The organism is Cupriavidus sp. GW823-FHT07A04, assembly GCF_058794615.1.
This window is the reverse complement of record NZ_JBXAHA010000027.1, coordinates 75,425-88,965: the sequence shown is the minus strand read 5'-3', so window position 1 is coordinate 88,965 and position 13,541 is coordinate 75,425. Positions and strand designations below refer to the sequence as shown.

Annotated in this window: 9 protein-coding genes; 5 read left to right on the top strand and 4 right to left on the bottom strand. The window is 64.2% G+C overall.

Features of this window, described 5'->3' with window-relative positions; translation table 11 throughout:
• Window positions 1-31: 31 nt before the first annotated feature.
• From AC1Q7Q_RS35425 to AC1Q7Q_RS35415, 3 genes are read left to right on the top strand one after another with little or no spacing between them, the layout of a single operon-like run.
• A complete protein-coding gene (locus AC1Q7Q_RS35425; protein ID WP_492373434.1) occupies window positions 32-1,576 on the top strand; it encodes a pyridoxal phosphate-dependent decarboxylase family protein in 1,545 nt (514 codons plus the stop codon).
• Window positions 1,573-2,850 (top strand): ATP-grasp domain-containing protein, encoded by a 1,278-nt coding sequence (locus AC1Q7Q_RS35420; protein ID WP_492373433.1) that lies wholly within the window; start codon window positions 1,573-1,575, stop codon window positions 2,848-2,850. The genes AC1Q7Q_RS35425 and AC1Q7Q_RS35420 overlap by 4 nt, the downstream gene beginning before the upstream one ends.
• A complete protein-coding gene (locus tag AC1Q7Q_RS35415; RefSeq protein WP_492373432.1) occupies window positions 2,828-4,420 on the top strand; it encodes a hypothetical protein in 1,593 nt (530 codons plus the stop codon). Before AC1Q7Q_RS35420 ends, AC1Q7Q_RS35415 begins: the two co-directional genes overlap by 23 nt.
• A gap of 23 nt (window positions 4,421-4,443) precedes the next feature.
• Here the strand turns inward: AC1Q7Q_RS35415 and AC1Q7Q_RS35410 are convergent, their stop codons facing one another.
• The 4 genes from AC1Q7Q_RS35410 to AC1Q7Q_RS35395 all read right to left on the bottom strand — a co-directional run bounded on the left by AC1Q7Q_RS35410 (window position 4,444) and on the right by AC1Q7Q_RS35395 (window position 9,074).
• Window positions 4,444-6,432, bottom strand: coding sequence for an alkyl/aryl-sulfatase (locus AC1Q7Q_RS35410; protein ID WP_492373431.1), 1,989 nt, complete (start codon window positions 6,430-6,432; stop codon window positions 4,444-4,446).
• A 49-nt stretch (window positions 6,433-6,481) separates the two neighbouring features.
• Window positions 6,482-7,570 carry a transporter gene (locus AC1Q7Q_RS35405; RefSeq protein WP_492373430.1) on the bottom strand — a complete coding sequence of 363 codons (1,089 nt, stop codon included), beginning with the start codon at window positions 7,568-7,570 and terminating at the stop codon, window positions 6,482-6,484.
• Between the two features lie 369 nt (window positions 7,571-7,939).
• On the bottom strand, window positions 7,940-8,227 hold the full coding sequence (locus tag AC1Q7Q_RS35400; protein WP_492373429.1) for a hypothetical protein: 288 nt from the start codon (window positions 8,225-8,227) through the stop codon (window positions 7,940-7,942).
• Window positions 8,228-8,234: 7 nt separating this feature from the next.
• Window positions 8,235-9,074 carry a tetratricopeptide repeat protein gene (locus tag AC1Q7Q_RS35395; protein ID WP_492373428.1) on the bottom strand — a complete coding sequence of 280 codons (840 nt, stop codon included), beginning with the start codon at window positions 9,072-9,074 and terminating at the stop codon, window positions 8,235-8,237.
• A 472-nt stretch (window positions 9,075-9,546) separates the two neighbouring features.
• Between AC1Q7Q_RS35395 and AC1Q7Q_RS35390 the strand changes: the two genes are divergently transcribed.
• Together AC1Q7Q_RS35390 and AC1Q7Q_RS35385 are read left to right on the top strand one after the other, a co-directional pair.
• On the top strand, window positions 9,547-11,160 hold the full coding sequence (locus tag AC1Q7Q_RS35390; RefSeq protein ID WP_492373427.1) for an EAL domain-containing protein: 1,614 nt from the start codon (window positions 9,547-9,549) through the stop codon (window positions 11,158-11,160).
• 381 nt (window positions 11,161-11,541) lie between these two features.
• Window positions 11,542-13,179, top strand: coding sequence for a methyl-accepting chemotaxis protein (locus AC1Q7Q_RS35385; RefSeq protein WP_492373426.1), 1,638 nt, complete (start codon window positions 11,542-11,544; stop codon window positions 13,177-13,179).
• Window positions 13,180-13,541: the final 362 nt, after the last annotated feature.

Here is a 13,541-nt window from a genome sequence, read left to right as displayed (position 1 = left end):
GGACGCAGCGTTTTCCGGACCGCCATTAGCCATGTCAACACCAACCACCCAGGGCTGCTGGCAGCCAGTCACCACTAGTCTCGATCCCGTCGACTGGAGCGCGCTGAGGGCGCAGGGGCACAGCATGCTCGACGATATGCTGGACCACCTCCAGGGCATCCGTGCCCGCCCGGTCTGGCAGCCGATTCCCGACGCGGTGCGCGCACGCTTCCGCGAGTCCCTGCCGCGGGAGGGCAGCGGGCTGGATCAGGTGCATGAGACCTTCATGGACAGCATCCTGCCATTTGCCGTGGGCAACGCGCATCCCGGCTTCATGGGCTGGGTGCACGGCGGGGGCACGCCGGTCGGGATGCTGGCGGAAATGCTGGCGGCCGGGCTCAATGCCAACCTGGGTGGGCGCGACCATATCCCGGTGGAGGTGGAGTGGCAGGTGCTGCGCTGGGTGATCGAGCTGTTCGGCTTTCCCGAGGATGCCAGCGGCCTGTTCCTGACCGGCTCGTCCATGGCCAACCTGTCCGGCGTGCTGGTCGCCCGGACCCGGGCGCTCGGGTCCGAGGTACGGTCAACCGGCATGGGGCAGACATCGCGGCCCCTGACGGCGTACACCTCCACCCGGGCGCATGGCTGCATCGCCCAGGGCATGGACCTGGCCGGCCTCGGCAAGGACAATCTGCGCTCGATTCCCGTTGACGAGATGGGGCGCATGGATATGGCGTGCCTTGCCGCCGCTATTGCCGTCGATCGCGCTGCCGGCTTGCAGCCATTTCTTGTGGTGGGCACCGCCGGCACCGTGGATACGGGCGCCATCGACGACCTGGCCGAGATCGCGCGCATTGCCCGCCGGGAGCAACTGCATTTTCATGTCGATGGTGCCTTTGGCGCCCTGGCCATGCTGTGCCCCCAACTGGCGCCGCGCCTGCGCGGCATCGAGCAGGCGGATTCGATCGCCTTCGATTTTCACAAGTGGCTGCAGGTCCCCTATGACGCCGGCTTCTTTGTGGTCCGCGACCGGCAATTGCACCTGCGCACCTTTGCCACGCACGAGGGCACGTACCTCAGCCGCGGCGAGCGCGGCATGGCGGCCGGCTCCCCCTGGCCTTGCGATTTCGGGCCGGACCTGTCGCGCGGCTTCCGTGCGCTGAAGACCTGGTTCACGATCAAGGTCTACGGCACCGAGCGGCTGGGCGGCATGATCGCCCACACCTGCACCCTGGCGCAGGAACTCGCGCGGCGCATCGAGTCCGAGCCGGAGCTTGAGTTGCTGGCGCCGGTATCGCTCAACATCGTTTGCTTCCGCTTTATCGGCGCGAATGCCAGCGCCAATGTTGATGCCGATGCGAACGGCGTCATCGAACAGCTCAACCGCGATCTTGTTGTCGCCCTGCAGGAATCCGGCCTCGCCGCGCCTTCGTCGACCGTGCTCGACGCTCGCTTTGCGATCCGGGTTGCGCTCTTCAATCATCGCAGCGCGCCGCAGGATATCGATGTCTTGCTGAACGCCACTCTCGCGCTTGGCCGGTCGCTGAGCGCCATATCACCCGTACCCGTTCCCGAAGCCAGCGGCCTACCACAATGAACGCAATTCTTGATTCCGCCAACATGACGCCGGCCCCTGACACCCTGATCGGCCTGCGCCACCTGCTGCGGGCGGCCCATCAGAACGAGGACCTGCGCCCGCTCGGCGCCGAGCTGATCAACCACCTGCAGGCGCAGCCGGACGATGCCAATGCGTTGATGGATCTCTCGCTGGTCCTGCAGCTCATCGGCGATCACGCGCTGGCCATGACCATGCAGGCCGAGGCGCTGCAGGCGCGCCAGCTCTATCACTTGCCGACCCTGCGCAATGGCGAAGCCCGCCTGCGCGTGCTGGCCATCATGGTGTCGGGCGACCTGATGGCCAACACGCCGCTGGAGTGCCTGCTGGGCAACTCCGACGTGGCGCTCGATGCGCTCTACGTCACGCCGGAGAACCCGCTGCCGCAGGCCGTGCCGGAGCACGACGTGCTGTTCATCGCGGTTGGCGAATCCGACCGTACCCAGCCCGTGCTGGAGCACCTGCGCGCGCTCGCGGCAATCTGGCCGCGCCCGGTGCTGAACCAGCCGGATCGCCTGCAACAGCTCTCGCGGGACCGGGCGGCGTCGTTGCTGGCCTCGGCGCCGGGCGTGTGCATGCCGCCGACGCTGCGGGTGGATCGCCAGGTGCTGGCAGGCATCGCCAGCGGGCAGGCAGCGATCTCGTCGGTGCTGGGCGAGGGCGCTTTCCCGATCATCGTCAGGCCGCTTGGCTCGCATGCGGGCAAGGGCCTGGAGAAGATCGGCGACGCGGCCGAACTCGCCGGCTACCTGGCGCAGACGGACGAGCCGGCTTTCTATGTCTCTTACTTCATCGATTACCGGAACGATGACGGCCAGTTCCGCAAATACCGGCTGGTGCTGATCGAAGGGCGCGCCTATGTGTGCCACGTCGGCATCTCGGAGCACTGGATGATCCACTATCTCAATGCCGGCATGGCCGAGAGCGCGGCCAAGCGGGATGAAGAAGCCGCCATCATGCGCGACTTCGACCACACCTTCGCGCTGCGCCACAAGGATGCCCTCGCACGGATCCAGGAGCGGCTGGGCCTTGACTACGTGGGCCTGGATTGCGCCGAGACGCCGGATGGTGCGTTGCTGGTGTTCGAGGCCGATACGGCGATGGTGGTGCACGATATCGATCCGGTTGACCTCTTCCCGTACAAGCAGCCGCAGATGCACAAGATCTTCGCGGCGTTCCGCACCATGCTGATCAACGCCAGCCAGGCCCATGCCGACCGCATGGACGCGCACGATGCCGCTGCCATCGACGGCTGACCTGCTGGTCAGCGGCGGGGACCACCGCATCGCGCTGGATCCGGAGACCGGCCGTAACAAGTACGGTTGCCAGCCGCTCGCCTCGACGGGGCTGGTTCCCTTTGGCTCCTCCACGTCCTCGGGGATTTCTCCCGCCGCGTTCGCCGAGGTGGACGTGCTGCGCAACCGGCTTGCCGCGGCGCTGCCGCACCAGAGCGCGGCCGAGCTGTATCGCCGCGAGCTGGACCGGCTGCGCGGCGAGTTGCTGGCGCTGTGCGGCATTGGCGATGCGCTTGGCACCGGGCTTGTCTTCTCGGCTTCCGGCACCGATGTGCACCTGCTCGCGGCGCGCGTTGCCGCGCGGGTGGCGGCCGATGGGGCCGGCAGCGATGCGGGCGATGCGGGTGTTCTTGGCGTTCAGGGCCGGCCGCTGGTGATCCTGGCCGGCGAGGCCGAGAGCGGCAGCGGCGTGGCCGCCGCGCTCGCCGGGCGCCACTTCAGCACGTACAACGCACTGGGCCGTACCACCATCCCGGGCGAGTCGCTGAGCCAGGCCTGCGCCAGCGACATCCTCGATGTGCCGATCCGCAATGCGGACGGCAGCTTGCGGGATGCGAGCGTGGTCGATGCGCAAATCGATGCGCTCGTCAGCCAGGCCGTGCAAGACGGACGCCAGGTGTTGCTGGTGCAGATCGACATCTCCAAGACCGGATGCATCGCGCCGAGCATTGCGTGCGTGACGGCGCTGCATCGCCGCTGGCCCTCGGCGGTGCAGGTCCTGGTCGACGCCTGCCAGTTCCGCATTGAGCCGGGTACGCTCCAGGCCTACCTGCGCAACGGCTGCATGGTGGCGCTGACCGGCTCCAAGTTTGTGACCGGGCCTTCGTTTTCCGGCGCCTTGCTGCTGCCAGCGGCCATGGGCAAGACACTACGCGAGCGCGGCGTCCCGGCGGAGCTGCGCCTGTACTCCGCGCGCGAGGAATGGCCGCAAGGCTGGGCAAGCGCGCAGGCGCTCGGCAGTTATGCGAACTTCGGCCTGCTGCTGCGCTGGCAGGCTGCGATCCACGAGCTGCGCGAATTCCTCGCGGTGCCGGCCGGGCAAGCCGCTGGCATTCTGCGGCGTTTTGCCAGTGCCATCCAGCAAAGGCTGGGCAGCGATCCCGCCTTTGCCGCGCTGGCGGTGCCGGCGCTGGACCGCACCGCGCTGAACGCGCCATCCCACTGGGACGAGATCCAGACCATTCACCCCTTCCTGCTGTACCGATGCCAGCCGGGAGGCGGCAGGGCCGCGCTCAGCCGGGAGGAGACGGCCGCCATCTTTCGCCGGGTCCAGGCGCCGGGGAGCGCCGACGCAGGCGTGGCCTACCAGCTTGGCCAGCCCGTGGACAGCGGCCACAGGGCAGGTGTCCCGGTCAGCGCCTTGCGGCTGTGCATGAGCGCCAGGCTGGTAGTCCAGGCGGCGCGAGACCCGGATCAGGAGCGGCACCTCATCGGCCAGGCCCTGGCATGCCTGGAGATGGTCTCCGCCCTTGTGCATACCCCCACGCGCGACGTTGGCGTTGCGCCAGTGCTGGATACCGCCTTTTCATAAATACACTCGCGTTTTCTCGCGGACTACGGCGTCACGATATTGAAGTCAGGCTTGAATGTGTCGAGCATGCCCGCGAGTTCGTCGAATTTCTCGCCAGCGCCTTCCACCTTTGCCCCTCCCGCCTGCGACAGTTTGCTCAGTGTGGTCGCCCCGCCCAGCACGCTGGCCAGGCCGAGCTTGTTGGTTGTGATCGTGACATCCGCCTTGGGGAGCTGTTTCCCGACGGTATAGATCAGGACCGAATTGCGCAACTCGATCGCGTACTGCTCGTTGGTCTGCGGATTGATCCAGTTGACATTGAGCGTCTTCCCGGCTGCCTTCTTCCCATTCAGGCGGATGCCGGCGTAGTCCAGGATCATGTCGGCGGTCATCGCATTCACCGTATCCGCCGAGGCCACGCCGGCGCCCGGTAGCTTGACGGTGCCGCGCCGCAATTCCAGGGCGCCCATCAGGAACTCGTTACGCCATGTGGGACTCTCGGTCTGGTAGGCGAGCTGCTCCAGCGCATCGGCGCCCAGTTCGCGCGCCTCCTTGTTATCCGGATCGGCAAAGACAACGTGGTTCATCACTTCCGCCACCCAGCGATAGTCGCCTTCCTTGAACGATTGCCGGGCCTTGTCGATGACGCGCTTCGCGCCGCCCATGAACGCCACGTAACGCACGGCTGCCTCGGTGGGCGGCAGCTTGTACAGGTTTGCGGGGTTGGAGTCATACCAGCCGAGGTAACGCTGGTAGACCGCCTTGGCGTTGTGATTGACCGAGCCATAGTAGTCCCGGTTGTACCATTGCTTGCCAATGCTGTCGGGGAGTTTCAGCATCTCGGCAATTTCCACCGACGTGTAGCCCTGGTTGGCAAGATTCAGCGTCTGGTCGTGAAGGTACTTGAACATGTCACGCTGGTTCTCCAGGAATGGCACGATGGCGTCGCCCCAGGTCGGCCAATGGTGCTGGGCGATCACGGCCTTGGCGCGCACGCCATAGCGATTGGCCGCTTCGTTGACGGTCTTCCACCACTCCCTGGCATCGCGCACCTGGGCGCCGCGCAGCGTATAGAGGTTGTGGAGCGTGTGCGTGGCATCCTCGGCCATGTTGAGCACCTGGAACTGAGGCAGCCAGATCAGCATTTCCGCGGGCGCTTCGGTATTGGGCGCCATCAGGAACTCCATCTGCACGCCGTCAATCGTGCGGGTCTCGCCGGTCTTTGTCACCGAATCGGTGGGGGAGATCAAGGTGACCTCGCCAAGCGAGGTACTCTTGCCGAGTCCACCATCGACCTGGCCTTGCGGCCCGCGCGGCAATAGCGACCCATACATATACGTGGCCCTGCGGCTCATGGCGGTACCGGCGTAGATATTCTCGCTGACCGCTTCTTCCAGGAAGCCCTCGGGCGCCAGGATCCTTACCTTGCCAGCCTTGACATCCGCCTCGTTCACGACGCCCTTGACGCCGCCATAGTGATCCACGTGGCTGTGGGTGTAGATCACTGCCACGACCGGCTTGCGCGGCCGGTGCTGGTAATACAGGTCAAGCGCGGCTTTCGCGGTTTCCCTGCTCATTAACGGATCGATCAGGATCAGTCCGGTGTCGCCTTCGATCATCGTCATGTTTGACAGATCGAAGCCGCGTACCTGGTAGACGCGGTCGACAACGGCGAACAGCCCGTTGAACATATTGAGCTGGGCCATACGGTACAGGCTGGGATTGATGGTGTCGGGCGCCGTCTCAGCCTTGAGAAAATCGTACGCCGGCAGGTTCCAGGCAGCGTGCTTGCCGTTCCCCGCCTGAATGACAAGGTCCGGTGTGGTGCCGATAAACCCGCGTTGGGCCGATTCGAAGTCGGTCCGGTCGTTGAACGGAAGCGCCTTGAGCACTGCGGCGTTGGCTTGCCGGGTCAGGTCAGTGGCAGGTTTGCCAGGCGCCGGGGCGGATTGCGCGCAGAGGAGTGCCGGGGTGCTCGCCAGGGCGAACGCCATTGCCAGCAGGCGTTGCCGGGGACCAAGTCTGTTCTTCATGTTTATCGCTTCTTCTTGTTATGGGTATTCACAGCAAGGATGTCGACTACTACCACGCATGGTTGTAGCTGATGGAAAAGACCTTCACATTAGCGGCCCCTGCTGGCGTGCTGACGGTCTTGAGGAAGGAAGCCGCCACGGCATCCGTAGGGGTGAAATTGAAACTTCCGCTGACGCCAAGCTTGAGCGTGTTCTGCGCATTGTCTTGCTTGATGCCGTTGATTCTGGTCTGCCCCCCGTTGCTGTAGACCATGTCCACCGCCGCCCACAGCGCGCGGTTGAAGCTGTAGCTGTAGTGCGCTTCCAGCGTTCCTAACGGCGCTTGCTGTAGCTTTCCGTGACCATCCGGCTGGAAGTACTCGCCGTTCTCGGTGTAGAACGAGACATTGCCATTGACGGACAGCATCGACTTGCCAAAAGGGTAGTTGAATGCAAGCTGTGGCTTGATCACCCAACGATTTCCACCGAAATTGACGGGCTTGTTCCGGTCATACTGCCCGGTGGGGACGGTAAGGAAGACGGCCGAGGTAAGAAGCGTCTGCGGTGTGGCCTTTGCAAATGCTTCCTGAGTCAGTGCCGGCGCGCCAAACAGGTTGGCCGCGAGCACAACGGTCAGGTCGCCCGCGCCGTTCTTGCTGAACTCGCGCGACGCCAGCGGGGCCATGGAACTATCGACGTTGGCGCTCGCCCAGCTGTAGGGCAGCAGGAACTGGATGCCACCGGTCTTGCCTGCCACCGGAAAGGAATATGCATAGCGGGCCAACGCCATGTTCATGGTGGCGTTGACCCCCTGCACTGGAAGGGTCGTGTCCAGTTGCGTGTTGGACTGAACATGGTTGTAGTAGAGATAGACCAGATTCGTGTCGATCGGGAGATTCATCCAGTCCCGTGCGCCATCGGCAGCCGCAATACCAGGCAGCAGGCCGAACAACAATGCCGCGGCCGATGGGGCCAACCGTACGGTGTCGAGATGGCCATGCCATGCAGGCCCGCGCGAAGTGCGTGCGTCCGTTACGTTCTTGCCGCATGTCATTGCGCGTTTTCCCAGCGCGCGGCGTACGGAACGAACGGCCGGGGTAATGCTATTTCGCATGAATGCTCCCAATCTGATGCGAAGTGAAACGCAATAAGTGATCATCGGTGGATGACCGGCTGATGTGTGACGACGAGCTTGGGTAAATGACAACGAGCTTGAAGCCTGGAAAATGGGCGCCAAAGCGATGCCTTACGGCTGCCTGCACAAGGCTAGTCGGCCATTCCCTTTTCACCCGTGAGAAGATCCTCGGACCCAACGAAAGCGATGCCCGGCGCAAAGGCGATTGGGTAGACGTCTCCCACAAATTGTGCGTAGGTGGCGAAATAGTAGTAGACGGTCTCGCATCTCCGTACGCGGATATCCTGCGTTAGCGAGTGGATTGGTGCGCGCCAGGTCTTGGGGGACGCTTTGCAGTTGCTCCTATCTCGGGAGTCACTGACTGCCATGCTCTCCGCCTTCGCCACCGCTTCGTCAAGCTGAGACCGGATCATGGATTCGGGCGTCAAAGCGCAGCCGGAACTGAGTGCAATCAGGGATAGCGATAGCGGAAGCAGGTACATTTTCTTGGGTAAGAGTGACAGGCGCCAGAGGCCGGTCGGCTATGGCCCAGGGCAGCCGTTCATCAACGCGATTGAACGGATAATCAGCAGTGCGAGCGAGCCGGCGCCGCAGGCAGGCCTCGGGGGTGAACCGGTTGGACTTGCCAAGAGTTTGATGCAGAAACCATTCGACGATGGTCGATGGCTTGTCACGGCTCATCCTCCGCTCATGGCATCGTCGTCGTGAGGTCTTGTCCCGCCCTCCACTCGCGCGCCAGCCGCTCGGACTCGGCGCGCTGTTTGGCGGTCAGTTCCGCGGCCATTCCGGTGCGCAGCGTCATGTCCTCCGAACCCGGCTTGGCCTCGCGGGTCGACAGCAGCACCCAGGCGTAGGCCAGTACCAGGTTGCGCGCCACGCCCCAGCCATTCTCGTAGGCTGCCGCCAGGTTGTTCTGGCCGGTGGGATGGCCTTGCATGGCGGACTTGCGCAGCCAATGCACGCCTTCGCGCTTGTTGCTCAGGACCATGCCTTCGCCTTTGATCAACATGGCGCCCAGGTTCGCCTGCGCGTCCGCAAGGCCCTGCACGGCCGCCTTGCGCAGCCATATGACCGCCTCGCGATCATCCACCGGCCCGCCTTCTCCGAAGTGGTACTGGAGTGCCAGGTTGTATTGGGCCGGCCCGTAGCCTTGCTCGGCCGCCAGGCGGGTCCAGCGCCTCGCCTGCGCATAGTCCTTGGGCACGCCATCGCCCGTCGAATAGAGACTACCAAGCTCATTGCGCGAATCCGCGTCGCCCTGCGCGGCGGCCTTGCGCAGCCAGGCCACGCCTGCCTGCATGTCCTTCTTGACGCAGGCGCCGCGGACATAGGCAATGCCCAGATGGCCCTGGGCCGCGGCCACGCCAGCCTTGGCGCGCGCTTGCAAGGCGGCGGCGGCGGGCACGCACTTGCCACTGATCATCGCCGCGTACAGGTCCTGGGCCTCGCCGGCCCAGGCGCTGCCTGCGGCCATGGAAATGGCGGCGAGCCCGAGCGTCAAGGTACGGCGCGTTTCGTTGTGCTTCATTTCGCTTCTCGGTAAGGCAAGGCGCAAGCTTACTGGCGGCATGCCGTCAAGAGAATAGGACAAGTCCTAAAATGCAAGCGTCGGCCGCAACCGACCCCTTCGAGCGGAATCGATCGCTATGCCCGGGCCGGTCACTGCACCGACATCAATGCGAGAGAGGTTGCGGTGATTATGGAATTCGCCGCCTAAGCGATGCCTTATTGTAAGATCCATCTTCTAAATTTAGGATTTGTACTAAAAATGAGGGCCCCGGCCAGGATGCAGCAAGGTAAAGGGAACGCTCGCGAGACAAACACAAGATCATCGGGAAGTCGACCTGGATTGCAGCGGTTGTCGTGCTGAAGGTGGGGCCTGGACGCATGGCGGGCCCGGACGAGTACACATCAATCACACCGTAGCGCGAGCACGTCAGCAGGGATGGGGTACCTAAACTTGGCCTCCCGACTGCACGTCACGCGCAGGAGCATCGAACGTGCAGATCATCAAGCTTCGGCGTGAGCAATACTGGCACCCGGCAATCGTGCTGGCAGCCATGCTGATCCCCGCACTCGTCATGGTGCCGCTGGTATTCCTGCAGGGAAGGCAACGCGCCGACGGCGAAGCGTTGGTCACGGCGGTGTCGATCCAGAAGCAGATGGACAACATCCTCGGCGTGGTCACCGCCAATGTCGACAAATCCATGGCGCTGCTCGGCAAGCCATGCCAGGAGGTGATCGGCGAACTCACGCGGGCGAGCACCCTGAGTCCGTATTTCCGCTCGCTCATCCTGGTTCATGAAGAGAAGCTCTACTGCTCGCCGGTCCTGGGCAAGGTCAACGATATCCCGCTCACCCTGGCATTCGACGCGATGACCAGCTTGCCATTGGGGCCGCGGATCACCCCGAGCGCGGGCACCTCCCTGGTCCCGGACCGGCCCGCGGTCATCGTCTCGCGAGGCATCGGCAACGGCTCGGGCGTGCTGGCCGTGATCGACGGGCAGTACCTGCTGGACATTCAGGCAGCCGCCTCGTACAGCGGCCAGTTCCAGGTCCAGATCCTGCTCAGCGACTCGCTGCGCCAGTTGCCGACCGGCGCGCCGTTGGCGACGACAACCGGCCCGCGCTACCGGAACAGCATGAAGCTGGCCAAGTCCGCCGCCTTTCCCATCGAGGTGCGCGTCGCGGTCGCACCGGCGCTGATCACTGCCTACCGCCATGAGCTGTGGCGTCACTACGCGCCTTTCCTGGTACTGGCGGCGCTGCTCTCGGGATACCTGGCGCATCTGTTCTGCAGGCGGCGCTTGTCGCTGGTCAACGAGATCTACCGAGGCATGCGCCAGCGCGAGTTCCACATGGTCTACCAGCCGGTCATCCGGTTGGCCACGGGGGAGTGCAGCGGGCTCGAGGCCCTGGTCCGCTGGCACCGGCCCGGCCGGGGCAATATCCGGCCGGACATCTTCATCCCGCTGGCCGAAGACAATGGCCTCATCGGCGACCTGACTCGGCATATCTTTGATCTGGTGGCCGCCGACTTGCCAGGCCTGGGGCTGGGGCCGCGTGACCACATCGGTGTCAATGTCAGCGCTTCCCACCTGGCGACGCCCGGATTCGTCGCTGATGTGCAGCGGCTCCTGGGCAAGCTCGGCCCCGACGGGCCACTGCTGGTCCTGGAGGTGACCGAGCGCGAAGCGCTGCCGAACGACGAGCAGGTGCAACGCAACATCGCGCACCTGCGCGCGCAGGGTGTGCTCTTGGCGCTCGACGACTTCGGCACGGGGCAGAGTTCGCTGTCCTACCTTGAACAGCTCCATGCCGATTTCCTCAAGATCGATCGCTCGTTCGTCATGGGCATCGGCACGGACTCCGTCAACGCCGTGGTGCTCGACACCATCATTGGCCTGGGCCAGCGGCTGCATCTGGAGCTGACTGCCGAGGGGATCGAGAACGAGGTGCAGGCCGCCTACCTGCGACAGCACGGCGTGCATTGGGCGCAAGGCTATCTGTTCGCTGCGCCGTTGGGGGCGGGGGAGTTGGCGGCGTGGCGCCACAACCGTCCCCGTGTCACCGAGGCCGCCCAGGAGACCATGCCGGACCCATTGCCGGCTTGAGCCTGCGGATTCGGCCAGTGGGTGACACCACGCCGCTTGCTGGTTGAGACCTTAACGCTCCCCATTAACGCCCGCTTGCGCAACGCAAAGCGGCCCCGGCGCTACTTGGCCGAATTCCATAAAGCCTGCCCCTCTCCAGGAGGGGGGATATCTTCCGATTTCTTGCCGTTAGCCATTCTGCAGCGTGCTTCCGTATGCATTTGGAATTGTGCTGTTTAGGCCATAACAAGACGGCGCGACGCGAAGACGATCGCCCAGATCATCACAAATAGGAAAAGCGGGAACGGGATTGCAGCGCAACGGTTCGCATTGGCGATTCAAGCCATGACTCATGGACCATTCCGCAGCACCAACGTCCCAACGGGACAAGGGGATTAAATCGTGAATTTCAACAGCCTGACCATCAAGGGCAAGCTCGTGCTGAGCTTTAGCCTGCTAGCCGCCATCGCGCTATCCATTTCCGCTTTGTCGCTACGCGCGCTGAGCCAGACCACGGACGGCTTTTCCCGCTACCTGCATGGCATCAACGCGCGCGCCGAAGTCGCCGCGCAGGTGCGGACCGCTGTCGACCGGCGTGCCATCGCGGCGCGCAACCTGGCTCTCGTCACCAGGCCCGAGGACCTGACCCTGGAGAAGGCAGCCGCGTTACGCGCACATGACGATGTGCAGGCGCAGCTGGCAAAGCTCAAGGACATGGTGTCGGGCGACAGCGACGCCAGTGACACCGCGCGCAACCTGGTGCGCGAGATCGATCGCGTGGAGTCGCGCTATGGTCCCGTGGCCATCGCCATCGTCGACCTCGCGCTCGCCGCCAAGCGCGACGAGGCCATCCTCAAGATGAACGACGAATGCCGCCCCTTGCTAGGGGCGCTGGTCAAGGCGACCGATGCCTATACCGAGTTCACCAAAGGCCGCCAGGTCGATACGGTGCGCAGGCTGGAGGAGGACTATGCCGCGCAGCGCAACCTGCTGATCGTCATGTCCATTTGCACCATGGTGCTCGCCGCGGTGAGCGGCCTGCTGATCACGCGCTCCATCACCCGGCCCATGCAAACGGCCGTGGACGTGGCGCAAACGGTAGCGCGCGGTGATCTGGGCAGCCAGATTGCCGTAGTAGCGCGGGACGAGACCGGCCGCCTTCTGTCGGCCCTGCGCGACATGAACGCGCGCCTGACGGAGATCGTTTCCCGCGTGCGCGAGAGCAGCGCAAGCATCGCCGGGGCATCGGCGCAGATCGCCGCGGGCAATGCGGACCTGAGCCAGCGCACCGAAGAGCAAGCGGCATCGCTTGAGGAAACCGCCGCCAGCATGGAAGAGCTGACCACTACGGTACGCCTGAGCAGCGAGAACGCCCGGCAAGCCAACGAACTGGCCCGCGAGGCCGCCGATATCGCGCAGAGCGGCAGCACGGCGGTTGGCCGCGTGGTCGATACGATGCAGGGCATCAGCGCCAGCTCCACCAAGATTGCCGACATCACCGGCATGATCGAAGGCATCGCCTTCCAGACCAATATCCTCGCGCTCAACGCCGCGGTGGAAGCTGCCCGCGCCGGCGAGCAAGGCCGCGGCTTTGCCGTGGTGGCCAGCGAGGTGCGCAGCCTCGCGCAACGCTCGTCAAGCGCCGCCAAGGAGATCAAGGAACTGATCGCGGGCTCGCTCCAGCAGATCCAGGACGGCTCCACGCTGGCGGGCGAAGCCGGGCAGACCATGAGCTCGGTGACCAAGGCGGTCGCGCGCGTGAGCAGCATCGTGGAAGACATTGCCAGCGCATCGATGGAACAAAGCCGCGGCATCGAGCAGGTGAACCTGGCGATCTCGCAGATGGACCAGGTGACCCAGCAAAACGCTGCCATGGTGGAACAGGCCGCCAGCGCATCCCGGGCGCTGCAGGAACAGGGCCAGGAGCTCAACGAGGTGGTGGCGTTCTTCCGCCTGCCGGGCGCCGGCGGCGCCGGGCGGCCGCATGCGCCGGCGAGCGAACGGGACGCACGCCTCCAGCGCGCCGCCGCAGTGGCCTGATCGCGCACTTGCGTTCCCGGCATGGCTGGCGTGGGCCAGCGCCCCGGAGTCATCCCGGGTGCCGCTGGCACATTGGGAAAAATGATTTTTATCCTGGATTACGGTAATTAAATTCTATGGTAATTACGGATTCTCATATGCTGGAGGACAAAGCAGCACATTCCACGTCGTGGCACGCCGGGGTACGTTGCGCTATTAAGTTTCTTCTTAATAAATATAAGTCCAGAAATCGAAATATTTTCGGTTTCGTTCTTTGCCAACTACTACGGGGATTGCCCAATTTCAACTTAGCCATCATGATGGTTTACTGTGCCGGTGGATGTAGAGCGTGTCAGGTGTCCGAATGGCCCTATCGACTGCAT